23 protein-coding genes and 2 riboswitches are annotated in these 20,413 nt (G+C 71.4%); of the genes, 14 read left to right on the forward strand and 9 right to left on the reverse strand.

All coding sequences use genetic code 11. From position 1 onward, the window contains the following. Nucleotides 1–8 precede the first annotated feature (8 nt). Together BT98_RS22820 and BT98_RS0101480 are read left to right on the forward strand one after the other, a co-directional pair. Nucleotides 9–599 (forward strand): hypothetical protein, encoded by a 591-nt coding sequence (locus BT98_RS22820; RefSeq protein ID WP_075822752.1) that lies wholly within the window; start codon nt 9–11, stop codon nt 597–599. A gap of 75 nt (nt 600–674) precedes the next feature. After that, nucleotides 675–1,217: an ankyrin repeat domain-containing protein gene (locus BT98_RS0101480; RefSeq protein ID WP_019461329.1), complete on the forward strand. Its 543-nt coding sequence runs from the start codon at nt 675–677 to the stop codon at nt 1,215–1,217. Here the strand turns inward: BT98_RS0101480 and BT98_RS0101485 are convergent. From BT98_RS0101485 to BT98_RS27080, 6 genes are all read right to left on the reverse strand, one after another. Next, a complete protein-coding gene (locus tag BT98_RS0101485) occupies nt 1,201–1,443 on the reverse strand; it encodes a hypothetical protein (protein WP_019461330.1) in 243 nt (80 codons plus the stop codon). The genes BT98_RS0101480 and BT98_RS0101485 overlap by 17 nt on opposite strands. Nucleotides 1,444–1,509: 66 nt before the next feature. Beyond that, complete coding sequence (locus BT98_RS0101490; protein ID WP_019461331.1) at nt 1,510–1,782, reverse strand: hypothetical protein; 273 nt, start codon at nt 1,780–1,782, stop codon at nt 1,510–1,512. Beyond that, entirely contained in the window at nt 1,779–2,021 is a 243-nt protein-coding gene (locus tag BT98_RS27075; protein ID WP_139341802.1) for a hypothetical protein, read from the reverse strand. Before BT98_RS27075 ends, BT98_RS0101490 begins: the two co-directional genes overlap by 4 nt. A 380-nt stretch (nt 2,022–2,401) precedes the next feature. Then, the gene (locus tag BT98_RS22825; protein ID WP_115359166.1) at nt 2,402–2,671 is read right to left on the reverse strand and encodes a hypothetical protein; all 270 of its coding nucleotides are present in this window, start codon (nt 2,669–2,671) and stop codon (nt 2,402–2,404) included. An 83-nt stretch (nt 2,672–2,754) separates the two neighbouring features. After that, nucleotides 2,755–3,024, reverse strand: coding sequence for a hypothetical protein (locus tag BT98_RS22830; protein ID WP_019461333.1), 270 nt, complete (start codon nt 3,022–3,024; stop codon nt 2,755–2,757). Continuing rightward, nucleotides 3,021–3,659, reverse strand: a complete 639-nt coding sequence (locus tag BT98_RS27080; RefSeq protein WP_139341803.1) for a flagellar basal body L-ring protein FlgH — start codon at nt 3,657–3,659, stop codon at nt 3,021–3,023. The genes BT98_RS22830 and BT98_RS27080 overlap by 4 nt, the downstream gene beginning before the upstream one ends. 117 nt (nt 3,660–3,776) lie before the next feature. Next, nucleotides 3,777–3,884, forward strand: a riboswitch (glycine riboswitch). 3 nt (nt 3,885–3,887) lie between these two features. Beyond that, nucleotides 3,888–3,989: riboswitch (glycine riboswitch) on the forward strand. Nucleotides 3,990–4,055: 66 nt separating this feature from the next. Here BT98_RS27080 and gcvT point away from each other — a divergent pair. From gcvT to BT98_RS0101530, 4 genes are all read left to right on the forward strand, one after another. Beyond that, nucleotides 4,056–5,150: a glycine cleavage system aminomethyltransferase GcvT gene (gcvT, locus tag BT98_RS0101515; protein WP_019461336.1), complete on the forward strand. Its 1,095-nt coding sequence runs from the start codon at nt 4,056–4,058 to the stop codon at nt 5,148–5,150. A 97-nt stretch (nt 5,151–5,247) separates the two neighbouring features. Beyond that, a complete protein-coding gene (gene gcvH, locus BT98_RS0101520; RefSeq protein ID WP_019461337.1) occupies nt 5,248–5,622 on the forward strand; it encodes a glycine cleavage system protein GcvH in 375 nt (124 codons plus the stop codon). A 7-nt stretch (nt 5,623–5,629) separates the two neighbouring features. Further along, a complete protein-coding gene (gene gcvP / locus BT98_RS0101525; protein WP_019461338.1) occupies nt 5,630–8,557 on the forward strand; it encodes an aminomethyl-transferring glycine dehydrogenase in 2,928 nt (975 codons plus the stop codon). Continuing rightward, a complete protein-coding gene (locus tag BT98_RS0101530; protein ID WP_019461339.1) occupies nt 8,554–9,111 on the forward strand; it encodes an NUDIX hydrolase in 558 nt (185 codons plus the stop codon). The genes gcvP and BT98_RS0101530 overlap by 4 nt, the downstream gene beginning before the upstream one ends. Nucleotides 9,112–9,333: 222 nt before the next feature. Here the strand turns inward: BT98_RS0101530 and BT98_RS0101535 are convergent, their stop codons facing one another. Further along, on the reverse strand, nt 9,334–10,221 hold the full coding sequence (locus tag BT98_RS0101535) for a cation diffusion facilitator family transporter (RefSeq protein ID WP_019461340.1): 888 nt from the start codon (nt 10,219–10,221) through the stop codon (nt 9,334–9,336). Between the two features lie 265 nt (nt 10,222–10,486). On the opposite strand from BT98_RS0101535, the gene BT98_RS0101540 reads away from it, so the two are divergent. From BT98_RS0101540 to BT98_RS22840, 8 genes are all read left to right on the forward strand, one after another. Continuing rightward, nucleotides 10,487–11,434: an alpha/beta hydrolase family protein gene (locus BT98_RS0101540; RefSeq protein WP_019461341.1), complete on the forward strand. Its 948-nt coding sequence runs from the start codon at nt 10,487–10,489 to the stop codon at nt 11,432–11,434. Beyond that, the gene (locus tag BT98_RS0101545; RefSeq protein WP_019461342.1) at nt 11,434–12,078 is read left to right on the forward strand and encodes a ribonuclease HII; all 645 of its coding nucleotides are present in this window, start codon (nt 11,434–11,436) and stop codon (nt 12,076–12,078) included. The genes BT98_RS0101540 and BT98_RS0101545 overlap by 1 nt, the downstream gene beginning before the upstream one ends. A 274-nt stretch (nt 12,079–12,352) precedes the next feature. Continuing rightward, nucleotides 12,353–12,640 carry a hypothetical protein gene (locus BT98_RS0101550; protein WP_019461937.1) on the forward strand — a complete coding sequence of 96 codons (288 nt, stop codon included), beginning with the start codon at nt 12,353–12,355 and terminating at the stop codon, nt 12,638–12,640. 120 nt (nt 12,641–12,760) lie between these two features. Further along, nucleotides 12,761–13,846, forward strand: a complete 1,086-nt coding sequence (locus BT98_RS0101555) for a site-specific DNA-methyltransferase (RefSeq protein WP_019461936.1) — start codon at nt 12,761–12,763, stop codon at nt 13,844–13,846. Nucleotides 13,847–14,055: 209 nt separating this feature from the next. After that, nucleotides 14,056–15,393, forward strand: a complete 1,338-nt coding sequence (locus BT98_RS0101560; RefSeq protein WP_019461935.1) for a hypothetical protein — start codon at nt 14,056–14,058, stop codon at nt 15,391–15,393. A 22-nt stretch (nt 15,394–15,415) separates the two neighbouring features. Continuing rightward, nucleotides 15,416–16,303, forward strand: coding sequence for a WcbI family polysaccharide biosynthesis putative acetyltransferase (locus tag BT98_RS27560; RefSeq protein WP_019461934.1), 888 nt, complete (start codon nt 15,416–15,418; stop codon nt 16,301–16,303). Nucleotides 16,304–16,320: 17 nt separating this feature from the next. Beyond that, the gene (locus tag BT98_RS0101570) at nt 16,321–18,039 is read left to right on the forward strand and encodes an AMP-binding protein (protein ID WP_019461933.1); all 1,719 of its coding nucleotides are present in this window, start codon (nt 16,321–16,323) and stop codon (nt 18,037–18,039) included. Between the two features lie 13 nt (nt 18,040–18,052). Continuing rightward, entirely contained in the window at nt 18,053–18,307 is a 255-nt protein-coding gene (locus BT98_RS22840) for an acyl carrier protein (protein ID WP_162175642.1), read from the forward strand. Nucleotides 18,308–18,605: 298 nt separating this feature from the next. Here the strand turns inward: BT98_RS22840 and BT98_RS0101580 are convergent, their stop codons facing one another. Further along, the gene (locus tag BT98_RS0101580; protein ID WP_019461931.1) at nt 18,606–19,145 is read right to left on the reverse strand and encodes a biotin transporter BioY; all 540 of its coding nucleotides are present in this window, start codon (nt 19,143–19,145) and stop codon (nt 18,606–18,608) included. Continuing rightward, on the reverse strand, nt 19,142–20,329 hold the full coding sequence (locus BT98_RS28340; protein ID WP_019461930.1) for an A/G-specific adenine glycosylase: 1,188 nt from the start codon (nt 20,327–20,329) through the stop codon (nt 19,142–19,144). The genes BT98_RS0101580 and BT98_RS28340 overlap by 4 nt, the downstream gene beginning before the upstream one ends. Between the last annotated feature and the right edge of the window lie 84 nt (nt 20,330–20,413).

The raw sequence follows: 20,413 nt of genomic DNA on the forward strand, positions 1-20,413 counted from the left end.
AGTATAGCATGGCTTTTCACGCAGGGCGCCCGGGGTTGTCTTTCGGGGGCGTGGCTTTCCGGGGGGCACCCGCCCTTCTCGTGGCCCTGGCGTTGGCCGGCTGCGGCAGCACGGACTCGAAGAATCCCCTGGCCAATGCCATGGCGCCTTGCCCGGCTGTCTCGCTGCTGGGCGAGGCGGCGGACCTCACCCGCTATCGCGGCCCGGGGCGGGACATCCCCTCCATGGTGCTGGACGCGCGGCTGACCGGCTATCAGGCCAAGTGCGACTATGCGCCGGGGCACAAGGGGCTGGACGTGACGCTGCGCCTGGCCATGGCGGCCGAGCGCGGGCCCGCCGCCACGACCCGGACGGCGTCGCTGCCCTATTTCGTGGCCGTCACCACGGCGGACGAAGGGCGCATCCTGGCCAAGGCGAACTACACCGCCGCGGTGGAATTCCCGGCCAATGTGAACCGGGTGCAGACCAGTGGCGAGGAGATCTCCATCCGCATCCCCGCCGCGACCCCGGGAGAGGCGGCGCAGCGGCAGGTGTTGCTGGGCTTCCAGCTCTCGCCCGAGGAACTGGCGCTGAACCGGCAGCGCGGCCCGCGCCGCTGAGGCCATGGCCCGGGGAGGAGAACGGGGGAGGGGGCGCTTGCGGGGGTGGTGCCTCCTGCCGGAAGATGGGCGGGCATGAGCGACCGCCCCATCCCCCCGCCGCCCACCCTCGGTCCCGAGGAGCTGGAGGCGCTGTTCTACGGCGCTGTCCGCGACGGACGGCTGGACCTGCTCGCCGCCTTCCTGGATGGCGGGGCGGACCCCAACCGGCCGGATGCGCGCGGCTTTCCGCCGATCGTGCTGGCCTCCTACAACGGGCAGAAGGACGCCACCGCGCTGCTGCTCGCCCGGGGCGCGGCGGTGGATGCGCCGGATGCCAAGGGCAGCACCGCCCTGGCCGGCGTGGCCTTCAAGGGGGAGGCGGAGATCGCCCGCGTTCTCCTCGCCGCCGGGGCGGAGCCGGATGCGCCGAACGGGGCGGGGCGCACGCCGCTGATGTTCGCCGCCATGTTCGGGCAGCGGGAGATCGCGGAGATCCTGCTCGATGCCGGGGCCGATCCGGCGCGCGAGGACCCGGAGGGGAGTTCCGCCCTGACCCTGGCCCAAGGCAGCGGCGACGCGGCGCTGGTGGCGATGCTGGAAGAGGCGGCGGCGCGGCGGGTTAGCCGGCCTCGGTGAAGCCCTCCGGCCAGAGGTCCCGGTCCACCACCACCTCGGTAATGCGGAAGCCGCCGGGCCAGTCGCGGAAGCCCGGCTGATCGAGCAGTCGCGCAATGGCCTCCTCCGCCGTCTGTGGGCTGGAATACATGCCGATGCTCTTCATGGAGAGAAGGTTGCGCGGATTGATCCGCTCATCCTCGTGGGCCTGGAGCTTGTAGTGAGAGAGCAGCCATATCTTCGTCATGACACCTACCTTGTCCGATATCGGGTGCCACGCGCTGTGTGGTGGCTGTGCTATTCCCTGATCGATTCACTCAGGATCATCGGGATCAAAGCCGAAGCCTTCCGTCCAACTGGTGTCATCCAACGGCGCGCAGTAATGGAAAACGCGGAAGCCATCGGGCCAGTCGCGAAAGCCGGGGAGCTGACGCATGCGTCCGATCGCCTGTCTCGCTTTCTCTTCGGACGAATAGATGCCTATGAGCTTCATCGACATTTCGATCTCGTCCGTTTCCGTTTCATCACCGTCCGCATCCATTTCGTGATGCTCGACGATCCAGAAGTTTTCGCTTTTTCCGGTCATATGATATTTCCTCCGGTATCAATCCCAAGCATCCATTCAATGAATGCACGCTCACCATAATTTTTTATTCTGCTATATTCACTATTGGTTGGCCTCCCTTTTCCTGTTCGTTCCCAATTCCCTTTGCCATACTGGTCGTTCATCAACTTCGTGGCGTATTCCTCGGCTGTCTGGTTTTGCCCGCGTGGGATACCCCTTGCCCAGCTCGCAACATCGCTGGCCGCCTCCTTGCCGCTCAACCCCGGTTTCCTCTGTCTTGGCGGTCCGGGATCTTTCGGAAGGCTGCCTGTTTCGGGTGTCTCCGTGGCCCCCGGGGCGCGACGCGTGCTCGTGGCAGAGGACACGGGCGGCTTGGGCGCCAGCAGGAAGGGCCCGAACTGGACCGGGACGATGCCGGGGCGATGCCGGGACGAGGCGTGGCGGCGGTGTTTCCCTGTCCGGCCCGCCTGCTGCGGGTATAGGCGGGGACGTGCTCCGGCCTGCCGTTGCGCTGCCGCTCATAGGCACGCACGGAGACCATGCTCTGCCCCGCCGCCGTGCGCAGCGGGGAGGTGGCCAGCGCCTGCCGGCGATGACGCTTCCGCGCGAGGCCATCGCGGCCTTGCGCGGAACATCTGCACTATGGCCTGGGCCGCTCTCCCGTCTCCGTGCCGGCGAAGCCCTCCGGCCAGAGGTCCCGGTCCAGCGTCACCTCATAGATGCGGAAGCCGCCGGGCCAGTCGCGGAAGCCGGGCAGAGGAAGCAGGCGGGCAATCGCTTCCTCGGCTTTCTCACGCGTAGAGTAGGTGCCGACAAGCTTGGCGGAGATCTTGGTGGCCGGATCGGCGCCCTCGTCGTCGCCGGCCTGGATACGATAATGCAATGCCTCCCACAGAGGTGCTTTTGCCATCAGCCTGTCATCCTCTTTCGGTAGCCGGGTGTCTTCCGGACGCTGCGGCCATCAATGCCCATCGTGTTCCGTGCGAGACGGCTTCAGACATCGGGATCGTCGTCATCGAACCCGAAGCCACTGTGCCAGACATCGTGGTTCGCGCGGCTGCCAACAATCCTGAAGCCGTAAGGCCAGTCACGGAAGCCAGGCAGGTTCCGCATGCGGATGATGGCGTTATGAGCCTCTTCCTCGGACGAATAGTAGCCCACGGTCTTCCGGGACATCTCGAATTCATCGTCGTCGATCTCGTCGTCGGCGGCGGTCATCTTGTAATGGTAGACAACCCAGAACTCCATGCCGTCCCCGGTCATGCCTCGTGTTCTCCCAGCATCATGTCCCAGAACATCTCCTGGAAAGAGCGCTCGCCGAATTTCCTGATCTTGCTGAATTCGCTTTTGCTCCCTCGGTCAGAAGGAAGTTTGTCCCAGTTTTGCCGTCCCCCGTATTTCTGATCCAGAAGCCGCTCGGCGTACTGGGTCGAGCTCTCCCCCTGATAGCGGGGAAAGCCTTTGGCCCAGTTCGGCGTGTCCTTCGCGCCTTCCTTGCCGCTTTGCCTCGGGACCCGCTTCATCGGAACAGGCGCGGCTTCCTGCGGCCTCGGCACGATGTAGCCCGGCGGCTTGGGCGCCAACAGGAAGGGCCCGAGCTGGCTGGACCGGGACGATACCGGGGCGGGGCGTGGCGGCGGTGTTTCCCTGTCCGGCCCGCCTGCTGCGGGTATGGGCGGAGACATGCTCCGGCCTGCCGTTGCGCTGCCGTTCATAGGCACGCGCGCGGAGACCATGCTCTGCCCCGCCGCCGTGCGCAGCGGGGAGGTGGCCAGCGCCTGCCAGCCCTTGGTGACCCAGCCGGCATAGGCCCCGCGTTCCGGGTGCTGGACCTGCCAGTAACGGTCGTCCCGCATGGCGCGCCGTAAGCTGTCTTCGGTGATGACGGTTCTGCGCAAGGCCTCTGCCCTCCTGAGGGGGAATATAATCCTATGATGGAGCGAAAGTCGGGACTCCCGCCCACTCGCCGCCGTTGCCAGCGCCCATGCCGCAATGCCATAACAGCCCGTACCCGCTGATCCCGCGCGGGAGAGCGAGGCCGTCCGGTGCCGAACCGGCCGGCCTCCGCCGAAGGCGCAACCGGCCCCCGGAAACGCTCAGGCCCGATGGACCGCGCGGGGAAGGGGCCTCTGGAAAGCCCGGCCCGCCCCGAAACGGGCGTTCCGGCACCGACGGAGTAAGGCGCGGGCGCCATGCCCGGCCGAATCTCTCAGGTCCATGGACAGAGGGGGGCCACGTTCCGTTCCGCCGCCCTGAGCGGCGAAGGAGGATGCGTGGCTGACGCCGCCGAGACGATGCTTGAGACCCCGCTGGCCGACTGGCACCGCGCCCAGGGCGCGCGCATGGTGCCCTTCGCCGGCTACATGATGCCGGTGCACTACCCCGCCGGCATCATCGCCGAGCACAAGGCCTGCCGCGAGGGTGCGGCGCTGTTCGACGTCTCCCATATGGGGCAGGCGGAGCTGCGGGGCGAGGGCGCGGCGGCGGCGCTGGAGGCGCTGACCCCCGCCGACGTGCAGGGGCTGAAGCCCGGGCGGCAGCGCTACGGCGTCCTGATGACCGAGGCGGGCGGCATCCTCGACGACTTCATGTTCACCAATCTCGGCGACCGGATGTTCCTGGTGCTGAACGCTTCCCGCAAGGCGGTGGACGAGGCGGCGATCGGGGCCATCCTGCCGCCTTCCGTCACCCTGGCGCCGATGCCCGACCGCGCGCTGCTGGCGCTGCAGGGGCCGGCGGCCGAGCGCATCCTCGCCACCCTGGCGCCCGAGGTGGCGGCGCTGCCCTTCATGGGCGTGGCCGAGGTGACGCTGGCGGGTGGCTCCGCGCTGGTCAGCCGCTCCGGCTATACGGGCGAGGACGGCTACGAGATCAGCGTGCCGGCGGAGAACGCCACGAAGCTGGCCGGGGCGCTGGTCACGGCGGGTGCCACACCGGCCGGGCTGGGCGCGCGCGACAGCCTGCGGCTGGAGGCCGGGCTCTGCCTCTACGGCAACGACCTGGACGAGACCACGAGCCCGGTCGAGGCGGCGCTGAACTGGACCATCGGCAAGCGCCGCCGCACCGAATGGAACTTCCGCGGCGCCGAGCGGGTGCGGGAGGAACTGGACCACGGCCCGAAGCGCCTGCGCGTCGGCTTCGCCGTCGAGGGGCGACAGCCCGCCCGCGCCCATACCCCGATCCAGTCCGGCGCGGAGGTGGTGGGCGAGGTGACCAGCGGCGGCTTCGGCCCGACGCTCGGGGCGCCCGTCGCCATGGGCTATGTCCGCCCTGACCTCGCCACGGATGGCACGGCGCTGGACCTGATGGTGCGCGGCAAGGCCGTGGCGGCCAAGGTCGCGCCCACGCCTTTCGTGCCACACCGCTACAAGCGCGCCAGCCGCGCCTGATCGCTTTTTCCCCCGTGCCCGCCCGGGAAGTGGCGGGCGCGCCCGGACCGATCTGCCCGGACCGATCTCTCCAGACCGATTTGCAGGAACCCGCCCCATGTCCCAGATCCGCTACACCGCCAGCCATGAATGGGTCCGCCCCGAGGGCGAGGATGCCGTGGTCGGTATCACCAGCCACGCCCAGGAAGCCCTGGGCGACATCGTCTTCGTCGATCTCCCCGAGGTGGGGCGCGAGGTCGAGGCCGGCGAATCCATCGCGGTGGTGGAGAGCGTGAAGGCCGCCTCCGACATCTATGCCCCGGTGGCGGGCACCATCACCGGCGCCAACGAGACGCTGGGCGACGATCCCGGCCTGGTGAACCGCGACCCGATGGGCGAGGGCTGGTTCTTCCGCATCAGGCCGAAGGATGCCGCGGAGGTGGACGGGCTGCTGGACGAAGCGGCCTACGAGGCCGTGGCCGCCGCCGGTTGATGCCGCGATGAGCACCCTTGAGCAGCTTGCCGCCCTGGAGGACCAGGGCGGTTTCGTGCGCCGTCATCTCGGCCCCTCGGAGGGGGAGATCGCGGCGATGCTGGAGGCGATCGGGGCGGACAGCCTCGACGCCATGACCGCGCGTACCGTGCCCGCCGCCATCCTGGGGGACACGCTCGATGCGCTGCCGCCCGCCATCGGCGAGTCCGAGGTGGTGGCCGAGCTGGCCGCGCTTGCCGCGCAGAACAGCGCGGTGAAGTCGCTGATCGGCATGGGCTATCACGGCACGCATGTGCCGCCGGTGATCCTGCGCAACGTGCTGGAGAATCCCGGCTGGTACACGGCCTATACGCCATACCAGGCGGAGATCGCGCAGGGGCGGCTGGAGGCGCTGGTCAACTTCCAGACCATGGTCGCCGACCTCACCGGCCTGCCGGTCGCCAATGCCTCGCTGCTCGACGAAGGCACGGCGGCGGCGGAGGCAATGGCCATGGCGCTGGCCGCCGTGAAGGGGCCGCGTGCCACCAACCGGCGCGTGATGCTGGTCTCGCGCGACCTGCACCCGCAGACACTGGCCGTGCTGCGCACCCGCGGCGCGCCACTGGGCATCGAGATCCGCCCGTACGCCCCCGGCGAGATGGCCGGGGCGATCCGCAGCGAGGGGCCCTTCGCCGCGATCTTCTCCTATCCCGGCACGACCGGCGAGCTGCGCGCGGAGCTGGAGGCGGAGATCAAGCTCGCCAATGACACGGGCGTCACCGCCATCGTCGCGGCGGACCCGCTGGCCCTGGTGCGGCTGAAGCCGCCGGGCGAGATGGGCGCCGACATCGTCATCGGCTCCTCGCAGCGCTTCGGCGTGCCGATGGGCTGGGGCGGCCCACATGCCGCCTTCATGGCGGTGAAGGACGGGCTGAAGCGGCTGATGCCGGGCCGCATCGTCGGCGTCTCGGTGGATGCCGCCGGGCGCCCGGCCATGCGCCTCGCGCTCCAGACGCGCGAGCAGCATATCCGGCGCGAGAAGGCGACCTCCAACATCTGCACCGCGCAGGTGCTGCTGGCGGTGATGGCCGGGCTCTATGCCTGCTGGCATGGCGCGGACGGGCTGCGCCGCATCGCCGACCGTGTGCATCTCCAGGCGCGGCTGCTGGCCGGCGCGGCGCGCAAGGCGGGTTTCGCGCTGCGGCACGAGGGCTTCTTCGACACCATCGCCATCGAGGCGGGCGCGAAGGCGGATGCGCTGATGCAGGCGGCGCTGGCGCACGGCTTCAACCTGCGCCGCGTCGATGCGGGCTGCGTCGCCGTCAGCCTCGACGAGACCGTCTCGCGCGACGATCTCGCGAAGCTGGCCGGGGCGCTGTCCGAGGCCGGCGGCGTGTCGGCGCCGGAACTTGGGGCGATCGAGGCCGCCGGCGGCATCCCCGCCGCGCTGGAGCGCGAGAGCGCGATCCTCGCCGCCGAGGTCTTCTCCGCGCATCGCAGCGAACACGGCATGCTGCGCTACCTGAAGTCGCTGGAGGACCGCGACGTCGCGCTGAACCGCAGCATGATCCCGCTCGGTTCCTGCACGATGAAGCTGAACGCCACGGCGGAGATGATGGCGATCACGCTGCCGGGCTTCAGCAACGTGCATCCCTTCGCCCCGGCGGAGCAGGTGCCGGGCTACCTGACGCTGGTGCGGCGGCTGGAAAGCTGGCTCTGCACCGTCACCGGCTTCGCCGCCGTGTCGCTGCAGCCGAATGCGGGCAGCCAGGGCGAGTATGCCGGGCTCCTCGCCATCCGCGCCTGGCACCATGCGCGCGGTGACCAGCAGCGCAATGTCTGCCTGATCCCGTCCTCGGCCCATGGCACCAACCCGGCCTCGGCGGCGATGGCGGGCATGCGCGTCGTGGTCGTGCGCTGCGACAACGACGGCAACGTCGATCTCGATGACCTGCGCGCCAAGGCGGAGGAGCACGCCGCGCATCTCGCCGCGCTGATGATCACCTATCCCTCGACGCATGGCGTGTTCGAGGAAGGCATCCGCGAGATCTGCGCGCTGATCCACCGGCATGGCGGCCAGGTCTACATGGACGGGGCCAACATGAACGCGCAGGTCGGGCTGACCTCGCCCGCCAGCATCGGCGCGGATGTCTGCCACCTGAACCTGCACAAGACCTTCTGCATCCCGCATGGCGGCGGCGGGCCGGGCGTCGGCCCGATCGGCGTGGCGGCGCATCTCGCGCCGCACCTGCCGAACCACCCGCTGCTGGCCGAGGCGGGGCCGGAGACGGGCTTCGGCCCGGTCTCGGCCGCGCCCTTCGGCTCCGCCTCGATCCTGCCGATCCCCTATGCCTATATCCGCATGATGGGGGCGGCGGGGCTGCGGAAGGCGACGCAGGTGGCGATCCTTTCGGCCAACTATGTCGCGAAGCGTCTGGAGGGGCACTATCCGGTGCTCTATCGCGGCCGCCAGGGCATGGTGGCGCATGAATGCATCCTCGACTGCCGCGGCTTCCAGGCGGAGGCCGGGATCGCGGTGGAGGACATCGCCAAGCGCCTCCAGGATTTCGGCTTCCACGCGCCGACCATGTCCTGGCCCGTCACCGGCACGCTGATGGTGGAGCCCACCGAGAGCGAGCCGAAGGCGGAGCTCGATCGCTTCGTGGAGGCGATGGTCGCCATCCGCGCGGAGATCACCGAGGTGGCGGAAGGGCGTCTCGACCGGGCCGACAACCCGCTCAAGAACGCGCCTCACACCGCCGAGGAGGTGACGGCGGCGGAATGGACCCATGGCTATTCCCGCCAGCAGGCCGCCTATCCGGCGCCCTGGGTCGCCGCGCACAAGTACTGGCCGCCGGTCAAGCGCGTGGACAACGTCTATGGCGACCGCAACCTCGCCTGCACCTGCGCGCCACTCGAAGCCTATGCGCAGGACATGCGCATCGCCGCCGAATGACGCGCAAGCCCTGGACGGTGCGGCGATCCCGCACCGTCCTCAAGGACCGCTGGATCCATGTGAATGCGGAGGCGGTGGAGGATGCGCGCGGCAACCTGCTCGATCCCTTCTACACCTTCGAATATCCCGACTGGGTGCATGTCGTGGCGCTGACACCCTCGGACGAGCTGGTGCTGATCCGCCAGTACCGGCACGGGGCGCAGGATTTCTGCCTGGAGCTCCCTGCGGGCGGCATGGACCCTGGCGAGACCGATCCGGTGCCCGCCGGGGCGCGCGAGCTGCTGGAGGAGACCGGCTACGCCGCCGGCTCGCTGCGCCTCGTCTCCAGCCTCTCGCCCAACCCGGCCTCGCACCGCAACCGCAGCCATAACCTCCTGGCGCTGGACGTGCGGAAGATCGCCGAGCCGCGCCTGGAGCCGGGCGAGGACATCACCGTGGAGCTGCATCCCTGGCAGGACGTGCTGGCGCGGCTTGACGAGGGCATCCTGCCGCAGGTCATGCATGTTTCCGCGCTGCTGCTCTGCCTGCGCGCGGCGGGGCGCCTGCGCTTCTGATCCTGCGTTGCGCTTGCTCCCACCCCCGGGCGGAGGCTCCGCCTCCCCCGGCCCCCCCCCCGCCGGGGACAGCGTATGTCCCCGGACCCCGCCTTCCGTTGGCGCCCGGTGGCGAGGCCGGACTCCCTTCTGATCCTGAGAGCGGGTGGATCGGCGGCGCTCCCGAAAAGAGGAATGACACCGTTTCCGCGCTGGCGGCGCCTTTCCTCCGGGGGCTAGGCTTCACAGCACCAGCACGCCGTGCCGCTGTGCTTCCTCTTCCGGCTCCGGGTGGATGGTCGCCACGATATCCCCCATTTCCCGCCCCAGGGCTTCCTCGACGCGGTTGCAGACCGCATGAGCCTCGCGCAGCGGCATGTCGCCCGGCAGGACGAGGTGGCATTCCAGGAAGAGCCGGCCCCCGACGCGGTGGGCGCGCAGATCGTGGGCCTCCAGCGCCCCATCGGCGTTTCGCGAGATGATCCCGCGCAGCCGCCGCATCACCTCCTTGTCCGGCGCCGCGTCCATCAGGCCGCCGACGGAGCTCCGCACCACCCCGGCACCGCTCCAGAGGATGTTCAGCGCCACCAGCGCCGCCAGGGCGGGGTCGAGCAGCGGCCAGCCGGTCAACGGCACCAGGACGAAGCCCAGCAGCACGCCGCCAGAGGTGAAGACGTCGGTGAAGAGGTGCCGCGCATCCGCCAGCAGGGCAGGGGATTGCCGCGCCCGCCCGGCGCGCAGCAGCACCGTCGCCCAGGCGCCGTTCAGCAGCGTGGCGGCGGCGTTGATGACCAGGCCGAGCAGCGGCGCCTCGACAGGTGTGGGCGACAGGAAGCCGAACCAGGCCTCGCGCAGGATGGAAAGCGCGGCGAGCACGATCAGCACGCCCTCCAGCACGGCGGAGAAGTATTCCGCCTTGCCGTGGCCATAGGGGTGCCCGGCATCGGCGGGGCGCTGGCTGACCCAGAGGGCCAACGCCGTCGTCCCAGCCGTGGCGACGTTGATGATGCTTTCCAGCGCGTCGGAATAGAGTGCGACGCTGCCCGTGACCCGCCAGGCGGCGAATTTCAGGCCCAGCACCACGAGGCCGAACAGGATGCTGCCCAGGGCGAGGCGGATGGCGGGGGACATGGCTCCTCCCTGCTGGGAGAGGGGCGATAGCGAGGCCCCGTTACACAGTCAACATATGAATAGCTGTTCGAGTGTTAAGGCTTCGTGTCGGCCCGTGCCGGAATTCCTGGACGATCCCGCCACCCGTCCCCAGATGCATCATCCGGGACGGGCCGGCCAGGACCATGGCGCCCGCCCTGCCCATCCCCATCCTCCAGGAGCGCGGCGCAGGCCGCGTGGCGGTGCTCACGGCATGGCACAGCGACGACACTCTCCCCGGGCTTCCATGACGGGGGAAGGTCTCACGACAGGCGGGCGGCGCGCGCTGCTCGGGGCGCTGGCGGCCGCGCCTCTGCTGCGGCCAGCGCCGGGCGAGGCCGCCCCGCCCTCGCCCGCGGAAAGCGAGGCCCACTGGCGGGACCCGGCGCGCGACCGGGAGATCCCGGTGCTGCTGCGCATCCCGGCGGGGCGGGGCCCCTTTCCCACGGTGCTGCTCAGTCATGGGCTGGGCGGCTCGCGGCATGGCCTCGCCTATCTGGGCGGGGCACTGGCGCGGGCGGGATTCCTGGCCATCCACCTGCAGCATCCGGGCAGCGACGACAGCCTCTGGCGCCATGGCGGGGATCGCATGGCCCTGGCGGCAGCGGCCTTCGATGTGAACGTGGCGCTGGACCGGCTGTACGATGTCCGCTTCGCCCTCGACAATCTGCCGCCCCAGGCGGACCCGGGGCGCCTCGCCATCACCGGGCATTCCTTTGGTGCCTGGACGGTGCAGGCCATGCTGGGCCAGCGCCTGCCGGGCGGCGATCGCGGGCTGAACCTGCCCGATCCGCGCCTGAAAGCGGGAATCGCCCTTTCCCCCATCCCCGCCCAGGGCCTGCCGCCGCGCCTGGCTTATGCCGGCTTCGTCGCGCCGATGCTGCATGTCACCGGCAGCAACGACGACGGCTGGATCGAGGGCGTGCGCGCGGCGCAGCGGCGCGAGCCTTTCGAGGCGGCGCGCAATCCCGGCGCGCTGGCGGTGCTGAACGCCGCGGTGCACGCCTCCTTCGCCGATGAGCCCGGTGCCGGCGCGCGCTGGAGCGACCCGACCTATCACGGCCGCACTGCGGGGCTTGCCACGGCCTTCCTGCGTGCCACCCTGCTGGGCGACGCGGCGGCGGCGCGCTTCCTGCGGGAAGGCGCGCCGGACCTGCTGCACCCGCACGATGTCTGGGAGACGCGTTCGTTCTGATGCCCGACTACAGCCTGGAACTGGCCGCCGGCGGACGCGTCGCCGGCGTGGACGAGGCCGGGCGTGGCCCGCTGGCCGGCCCTGTCCTGGCTGGCGCCGTGATCTTCGCCGCCGAGCCGCCGCTCGCCCTCGCGCGCCTTCTCGACGACAGCAAGAAGCTCAACGCCGCCCGGCGCGAGGCCGCCTTCGCCGCGCTGCGCGAGGCCGCGCGCGCCGGCCACGCCCGGGTAGGCTGGGGCGCCGCCACGGCGCCGGAGATCGGCGCGCTGAACATCCTGCGTGCCACGCACCTCGCCATGCTGCGCGCCGTGCGCCGCCTCGGCCCCGTGCCCGACCTCGCGCTGATCGACGGCAACATGGCGCCCCGTGCGCCGCACAGCCTGCCCTGCGCCACTCGCTGCGTGATCGGCGGGGACGGCCTCTCCTTCTCCATCGCCGCCGCCTCGATCGTGGCGAAGGTGCTGCGCGACCGCGCCATGGCCCGCCTCGACGCCCGCCACCCCGGCTACGGCTTTGCCCGGCACGCCGGCTACCCCACCCCCTCCCATCGCGCCGCCCTCGCACGTCTCGGCCCTTGCCCCCAGCACCGCCGCGGCTTCGCCCCGGTCGATCAGGCTCTCCTGCTGCTGGAGCCTGCTGCGTGATCGGGCTGGGGCCAGAGGGGCTCTGCCCCTCTGGACACCCCGCCAAGGGACGTTAGTCCCTTGGAACCCTGTGGGCGCTCCGCGAGGAGGGGGGACAGGACACCGGTCGCCGGATGGCATACCGGCGGAACAACCCCCTCCTCGCGGAGCGCTCATGGCGGGGTCTCGGGGGGATACTATCCCCCTGAGCGGCCCCTCCTTCAGCAAAGGGTCCGGGAGGCAGAGCCTCCCGGAGCGCCCCGGTCGATCACGCAGCGGCAGCAGGAGCGGAGGCATGACGGCGGAGGAGATGCTGGCGGCGGATGCGGTGCCCGAGGGGGTTTCGCCGGCGTTGCGGGCGGTGTGGCATGGTCTGCGAGGGGAGTGGGAGGCGGCGCATGCGCTTGTGCAGGACGAGCCGGGGCGCGAGGCCGCCTGGGTCCATGCCTGGCTGCACCGAATCGAGGGGGACCTCGGCAATGCCGGCTACTGGTACCGGCGCGCGAATCGGGAGATGCCGCGGCGCGGCACCGCCACCGATTCGGAGGGGCATGACATCGCCGGGGTTCTGTTCGGCCTTTGATCCCGTTGACAACGGCGCCGCGCGAACTTCGCGGCTGACGCGAGTTCCCGCGTGAGTCCCCCTCGCTTGACGAGGCGACTCGGCTTCATCACTTTGCCGACTCGACAGAGGGGGATTGCTGTGGGCACCGGGCTGGATCTTCCGCTCGACCAGGTCATGGTCGGCGACTGCCTCGACATGCTGCGTCAACTGCCGCCGGCCTCGGTGCATGCGATCTTCGCGGACCCCCCGTACAACCTGCAACTCAAGGGCGACCTCGTGCGGCCTGAAGGCGGGTTGGTGGACGGCGTGGACGATGCCTGGGACCGGTTCGACGGCTTCCCGGCCTATGACTCCTTCACCCGTGCCTGGCTGACCGAATGCCGCCGCGTGCTGCGCAAGGATGGCACGATCTGGGTGATCGGCGCCTACCACAACGTCTTCCGCCTCGGCACGGCGTTGCAGGATCTCGGCTACTGGATCCTGAACGACGTGGTGTGGCGCAAGTCGAACCCGATGCCGAACTTCCGCGGCCGCCGTTTCACCAACGCGCATGAGACGCTGATCTGGGCCTCGCGCGGGCCGGAGAGCCGATACAAGTTCAACTACGCCGCCATGAAGGCGCTGAACGACGACGTGCAGATGCGCTCGGACTGGCTGATCCCGCTCTGCACGGGCAACGAGCGCCTGCGCGACGAAAAGGGCAAGAAGTTGCACCCGACGCAGAAGCCGGAGGCGCTGCTGCACCGGGTGATCCTGAGCTGCACCGCGCCGGGTGAGGTGGTGCTCGACCCCTTCATGGGCAGCGGAACCACGGCGGCGGTGGCGCGGCGCCTCGGCCGGCGCTTCATCGGCATCGAGCGCGACGAGGCCTATGCCGAGGCCGCCCGGGCACGCATCGAGGCGGTGGAGCCGCTGCCGGAAAGCCTGGCGCTCAGCCTCCCGGCCCGGCGGGAGCAGCCGCGCATTCCCTTCGGCACGCTGGTGGAACGCGGCCTCGTGCCGCCCGGCTCGCGCCTCGTGGATCGGCACCGCCGCTGGCGGGCCGAGGTCGGGGCGGATGGTACGCTCCGCTGCGGCAAGGCGCTCGGCTCGATCCACAAGGTCGGCGCCGAGGTGCAGGAGGCGCCGACCTGCAACGGCTGGCTCTTCTGGCATGTGGAGCGCCGCGATGGCTCGCTGCGCCTGCTGGACGAGTTCCGCACCGAACTTGCCGGGCAGGCCTGAGGGCCGCACCGGCTTTCCGCCGGCCCTGATCCGCCGTCGCGGCCCCTCTGCCTGGCCGGCCAGTCATGGACCGGCCCGCGGGCCGGGGATTCACGCCACCTTCCAAACAAAAACGAGTGCCAGCCGTCATGGCACTCTGTTGCAGTGCAATTTCTTGCGGTAACGCAACCCCTGGTAGATATTGTTAACGGTTCACCGGGGGTTGGTGCATGGCGGCGCAGATGCTGCTGATCTATTTCGGGGCGGACGGGAACAGCCATCTGTTCCGCCGGGAAGGCTGGTCGCATCAGGAGCCCGAGATCGTCTGGAGCATGGACGATCGCTGCCGCCTGGAACTCTCCCCGGAACTCCTCCCCCTGCGCCCGGGCGTGCCGCTGCGGCTGGAGGCACGGGGCTTTCCCGCACTGAACCATGAGAGCGGCCACCGCGTGCAACGGCTGCGACCGGTCCTGAACGGGACGGTCCTGCCGGAGATCGTGGCGCAGGCCACCGGCAGCTTCACGCTGGACCTGCCGCCGGAACTGCTGCGGACGGATGTCGCCAACGACCTCGTCTTCGAGCAGCCCGACGCCTCCCGCCCGCCCTCGCGGCCCGGGCAGCCGCCTTCGGGCGACACGCGCCGGCTGGCCTTCGCCTGGCAGACGCTGCGCCTCTTTCCGGTGCCGGGCGTGGCCGCCGCCGTCGCCCCGGCGCAGGGCACGCACGCCGCCATCACCCTGCTGATCATGGGCAACCACCAGGCGCGGCAGCTCGCCCGCAATCTGGGCCGCCTGCGGAGCCTTTCGGGGCGTCTGGTGCCGCGCCATGTCGGGGAGGGCAAGGACCTCGCCGCCGCCCTGGCCGCGGCCGGGGAGGAGGGGCCGGTGGCGCTCTGGTCCCAGCCGTCCTCCGGCGCGGCGGCCCCGCAGGGCTCGCAGGCCGAAGGGCTGCGCTTCCCCGCCTTGCAGGGGCACCTGCACTGGCCGCTGCTGGCGTCCGATCCGCGCAACCGGCCGGAGCCGCTCTGGCCCGGCGGGCGCTACGGCGGCGCGCTCTATAACGACCGGATCGCCGCCGGCCTCGCGGCGGAGGCGCCGGGGCTGAAGGATGGCGACCTGTACCGCCGCTACCTCGCCGCCTCCTGCGAGGCGCTGGACATCGCCGGCGACTGGGCGGCCTCCGGCTTCGCCGCCTGGGAACAGGCCGAGGCGGGCTGCGAGATCCGCGTCGCGGCGGAGATGCGGGCGATGATGCGCCGCGCGCCGCTGTTCAACACGCCGCACGATCCGACCGGGGCGCCCTTCCACCTCGTGACCGAGGCGCTGCTGCGCCGGACCTCGCTGCTGGGGGCATCGGTGCGCGAGGCGGCGCTGGAGGAATACCGGCAGGCAAGCCGCGGCTGGCTCGGCCTGTCCTGCACGCGGCAGACGCCGCTGCATCCCGAGGTGGCGCGGCGCCTGGGCCTCGACTGGTGCGACGGCGACACGCGCTTCGCCTGGTTCGGCAACCGCTGGACCTTCCGGGAATACATGCTCCGCTACATCCGGTGGCAGCCATGGGCGCGCTGAGGCGGGCGAAGGGGAGGGCAGGATGAGCGAGGCCCGCATGCGCCTGGTGATCGGCGCGAACTGCCAGGGGCAGGAGATGGCGGAGGTGCTGGGACGCATCCCCAGCCTCGAAGGCTGCGACGTGATCCATGTCGGCTACCACGTCTTCGACCGGCCGGAATGCGGGTGGGACAGCTATCCCGATTTCCGCGATGCGCCGGCGGTGCTGTGGGAGCAGGTCTTCGACAACGCCTTCGTCGAGGAGCGCGCGGCGCTGCGCGCGCGCATGCCGGAAGGCACGCCGGTGCTGCGCTTCCCGCCGCAGAACATCACCGCGCTCTGGCCTTTCGAGGCGCTGGACCCGCGCAAGGGCGGGCCGGAGGATGGCGACTATCCGGAGGGCGAGCGCTACCGCCTGGGCGACCGCATCGCCATGATGCTGGCAGTGGATGGCGAGGCGGTGGCGCTGCCGGACGATGCGCTCTTCGACCTGTACCTGGAGCGCTGCGCCGCGGAGCTGCCGCGCCTCGACCGGCGGCTTGGCTTCGACCTGGCGCGCGCGGAGGCACGGGACAAGGACAGCGACATCGCCCTGGCGCCCTTCGTCGCCGGCCGCTTCCGCGAGGAGCGCCTGTTCCACGACTACATGCACATCGCCGGCCCGCTGCTGCGCGAGATCCTGCGGCAGATGCTGGAGGTCTCGGCCGGGCTGCTGGAGATCGACGCCGCGCGGGCCCATGGCGAGGTCCGCGCGCTGACGGAGGCCTATCACGGCCAGCATTTCGCGCAGATCCCGGTCAACCCGCTGGTGGCGCGGCACTTCGGCCTGCGCTGGCACGATCCGGCGGAACGGGTGCTGGTGAATGCCAGCGCGCTGAGCTTCCGCGACTACATCGTCGACTACATCCGCTGGCGGCCGTATTTCACATGAGGGGCGTGCAGCCGGCCATGTCACCCGACCCGCAGGCGGTGGCGGATTCCCCACGGGCCCTCTACTTCGCCGGCTTCCTCCTGGCGCTGGACGAAAGCCCCGGGGAAACGGCGCTGCTGCTCCACCGCGCTTCCGGGACGGAGGCGCTGGGCTTCGCCGAGCTGGGCCGGCGCATCGCCGCGCGGATGGTGGCGCTGCGCCGCGCCGGGCTACGGCCGGGGCAGGTGGTGCTGATCTTCTCCGACACGCGTGCGGACCTCTATGTCAGCTTCTTCGCGGCGCAGTTCCTGGGGGCCGTGCCCTCGGTGATGCCGCCGCCCACCGCGAAGCAGGATGCCGCCCATTGGCGCGAGGCGCACCGCATACTGGTGGCGCGCATCCGGCCCGGGCTGGTCTGCGGCCTCGGTGCCGCGATCGATGCGCTGGGCGAGACCGGCGTGCCGGCGCTGGATTTCGGCGCGCTCTCGGCGCTGGACGACCACACCGCGCGGCGGCCCGTGCCGCAGCCGGTGGCGGGGGACCTGGCGCTGCTGCAGCATTCCTCCGGCACGACCGGGCTGAAGAAGGGCGTGATGCTCGGCTATGACGCGCTGGTGCGGCAGGCCGAGGCCTATGGCGCGGCGCTGGACCTGCAGCCGGGCGACAAGGTGGCGAGCTGGCTGCCGCTCTATCACGACATGGGGCTGATCGCCTGCACCGTGCTGCCCTTCGTCGCGGCCATGCCGGTGCTGGCGCTTGATCCCTTCGAATGGCTGGCCGATCCTCTCTCGGTCCTGCGCCTCGCGGAAGCGGAGTGCGCCACGCTGCTCTGGCTGCCAAACTTCGCCTTCGATCACCTGGCGGGCGCGGCGCGGCGGCTGCGCGGCGCGGCGCTGGACCTGTCCGGCCTGCGCGCGGTGGTCAACTGCTCGGAAGTCTGCCGCGCCGCCTCGATGGACCGTTTCCTCGACGCCTTCGCCCCGCATGGCCTGTCGCCGAAGGCGCTGCACACCTGCTACGCCCTGGCCGAGAACGTCTTCGCCGTGACGCAGAGCCCGCTGCGCCCGCGACGGGAGGATGGGGCATCGCGCCCCGCGGGTCCGGCGCGCCTGCTGCTGGACCGTGCGGCGCTCGATGCCGGGCATGTCGTGCCCGTCCTGCCCGGCATGCCGGGCGCGGTGGAACTGGTGTCGAGCGGCAGGCCGATCGAGGGCTGCGCGCTGCGCTTCCTGCCGGTGGGGGATGCCGGCAACGATCTGGGCGAGATCCTGATCGTTTCCGACTGCCTCTTCGACGGCTATTACGGCGAGCCGGCGCTGAGCGAGGAGCGCTTCGCCGATGGCTGGCTGCGCACGCGCGATCTCGGCTTCCTCCATGACGGCGAGCTCTATGTGCTGGGCCGCCTCGACGACGTGCTGATCTATCGCGGCCGCAACCTGGTGGCGCCGGACCTGGAGGCGGCGCTGGCCGCCGTGCCGGCGATCAAGCCGGGGCGCGCGGTGGTCTTCTCCATCCCCGACGAGCGCATCGGCAGCGACCAGATCGTGGTGCTCTACGAGGCGGCGGACGGCGTGCCGGAGGACGAGGTGGCCACCGGTCGCGCGGTGCGCGCCGTGCTGGGCGAGCGCTTCGCCGTCAACCCGGTGCATGTCGGACGCCTGCCCCCCGGCGCCTTGCGCAAGACCACCAGCGGCAAGATCAGCCGCGCGCTCAACCGTGCGGCCTTCCTGCAGGCCGGCGGCGAGGGCGCGCCATGAGAGGAACGCGATGATGGCTGGAACCGCGGAGGCCGATCTGGCCGCGCGCTTCGAGGCGGTGCTGCGCCGGGCCTTCCCGGGCTTCCGCGGCGCCTTCCACGCGGGGCTGGCCGCCGCCGACGTCGCCGGCTGGGATTCGGTCGCGCATGTGAACCTGCTGATGGACCTGGAGGACGCCTTCGGCGTCGAGATCCCGCCCGAGGCGGCGGCGCAGGTGCCGGATGTGGGCGGGCTGATGGCGCTGGTGCGGGAACGCCTGCCGGGCTGACGGCGCCTCGGATCACGGGCGCCGGGTGGCCGCGGGCGCGGTCATGCCGGCGCCGCAGGATCGCCCCGGGGTGGAGGAACTCCATCCCGGGGCGGCAGGCCGCGCTCCCCTCCCCGGGCGCGCGGCCCGGCCGGATGTGGACGGGCCCACATCCGGTCCGTATGGGGCGCCGGGCAACATCTCCCTGCCCGGCGCCCTTGCGGAAGACCGGGGGCATTCCCGGTTCCCATCCGTTCACCGCGAATGCCCCGGTCCGGAGCGCGGATGCACGCTCCCGGACGAGGCCGTTCCGTGGCGGTCAGCCCTGGCGGCGGGCGAGCCGCAGCGCCGCGAAGGCGAGGCCGGTCTTCACCAGCGTGCCGGGGATGAACAGCACGAAGCCGGCCATCAGCGCCTTCTCCCAGCCGGCGAAGCCGGCCAGCCAGGCGACGCCCGGCACGAAGAGCGCGAGATGCGCCACGGTCAGCACCAGGGCGCCGCGCAGCCAGGAGCCGGAAGCCTGCCCGGCGATCCAGGCGGCGGGCAGGAAGCCCAGCAGGTAGCCGGCAGTCGGCCCGGCGAAGGCGGTGAGGCCGGTGGCGCCGCCGGCGAAGACCGGCAGGCCCATCGCGCCCTCGGCAAGGTAGAGCGCCACGCTGGCGGCGCCGAGGCGGGAGCCGCCGAGGGCGCCGAGCAGCAGCACCGCGAGCGACTGCAGCGTCGCCGGCACCGGCCACATCGGCACGGTGACCTGCGCCGAGGCGGCCAGGATGCCAGAGCCGATCAGGGCGAGGCCCAGGAAGCGGGCGAAGGAGAGAAGGCCGCCGCGCGACCGGGCCTGGGTCAGAAGAGCGTTCATGATTTCGTCCGGCGTTTCGGGAGCCCGGTCCCGGCGGCGCCGCGCGGGCGCCCCCGGGCCGGGACCGCCCTTGGTGCCACGGCCGGGGCCTCGCCCGCAAGCGGAGCCGCGATCGGGGCCGAAGCCGGGGCGGTAATGGCGGCGGCCAGGCTTTCCAGGGCCAGCAGCCGCCCCATGGCACTGGGCAAGGCACGCCGCGCCTCCTCCTCCGCCAGCCAGAAGAATCCCTCCGGCGCCGGGGGCGAGGCGGCCAGCCGCGCCGAGAGCAGGCGCATCTCCAGCTCCAGATGGGTGAAGCCGTGCCGGGCCACGCCGGGCAGCAGGCGCCATTCGGCGGCGAGCGGCGGCGCGTGGGGCAGGGCCTCGGCCTCGCTCCAGGCCTCCCCCTCGCGCCAGGGCGTGCCGGGGATCTCGGGCATGCCGCCCAGCAGCCCCTGCGGCGGGCGGTGCCGCAGCAGCAGGCGCCCGCCGCCGTCGCGCAGCAGGAAATGCATGCCCTGGCGCAGCCCCCGCACCGGTTTCGGCGCCTTGACCGGCAAGCTGTCCTGCACCCCGGCGGCCTGGGCGGCGCAATGCCCGCGCCAGGGGCAGAGGGCGCAGGCCGGGCGGCGCGGGGTGCAGATCGTGGCGCCCAGGTCGAACAGCGCCTGGGCGAAGTCCCCCGGTCGTGCGCGGGCGGCGGGCTGCTCCATGAAGGCGCGGGCCAGGCTGGCGAGGCGGGACCGGGCCGCGGGCAGCGGGTCGCGGATGTCGAAGAGCCGGGCCACCACACGCTCCACGTTGCCGTCCACCGGCACGGTGGGGCGGCCGAAGGCGATGGCGGCCACGGCGGCCGAGGTATAGGCGCCGATGCCGGGCAGGGCGCGCAGGCCGGACTCGGTGTCCGGAAAGCCGCCGCGCGCCGTCACCGCCCGGGCCGCCGCGTGCAGGTTGCGCGCCCGCGCATAATAGCCGAGGCCCGCCCATTCCGCCGCCACCGCCTCCCAGGGCGCGGCGGCCAGGGCCTCGACATCGGGGAAGCGGGCGAGGAAACGGGCATAGCGCGGGCCGACCGCGGCCACGGTGGTCTGCTGCAGCATCACCTCCGAGAGCCAGATGCGGTATGGATCACGCTCGCCACGCCAGGGCAGGCTGCGCCGGTGGCGGTCGTACCAGTCGAGAAGTTCAGGGGCAGGGGGATGCATCGGGTGGCAAAGGAGGGTGGGACGTGCCGACGATCAAGCCCCGAGGGGGCTAAGCCGGCGGCCCGGCGGGGCGTGAAGGATGGT

This window comes from Roseomonas mucosa ATCC BAA-692, assembly GCF_000622225.1.
GTDB lineage: Bacteria > Pseudomonadota > Alphaproteobacteria > Acetobacterales > Acetobacteraceae > Roseomonas > Roseomonas mucosa.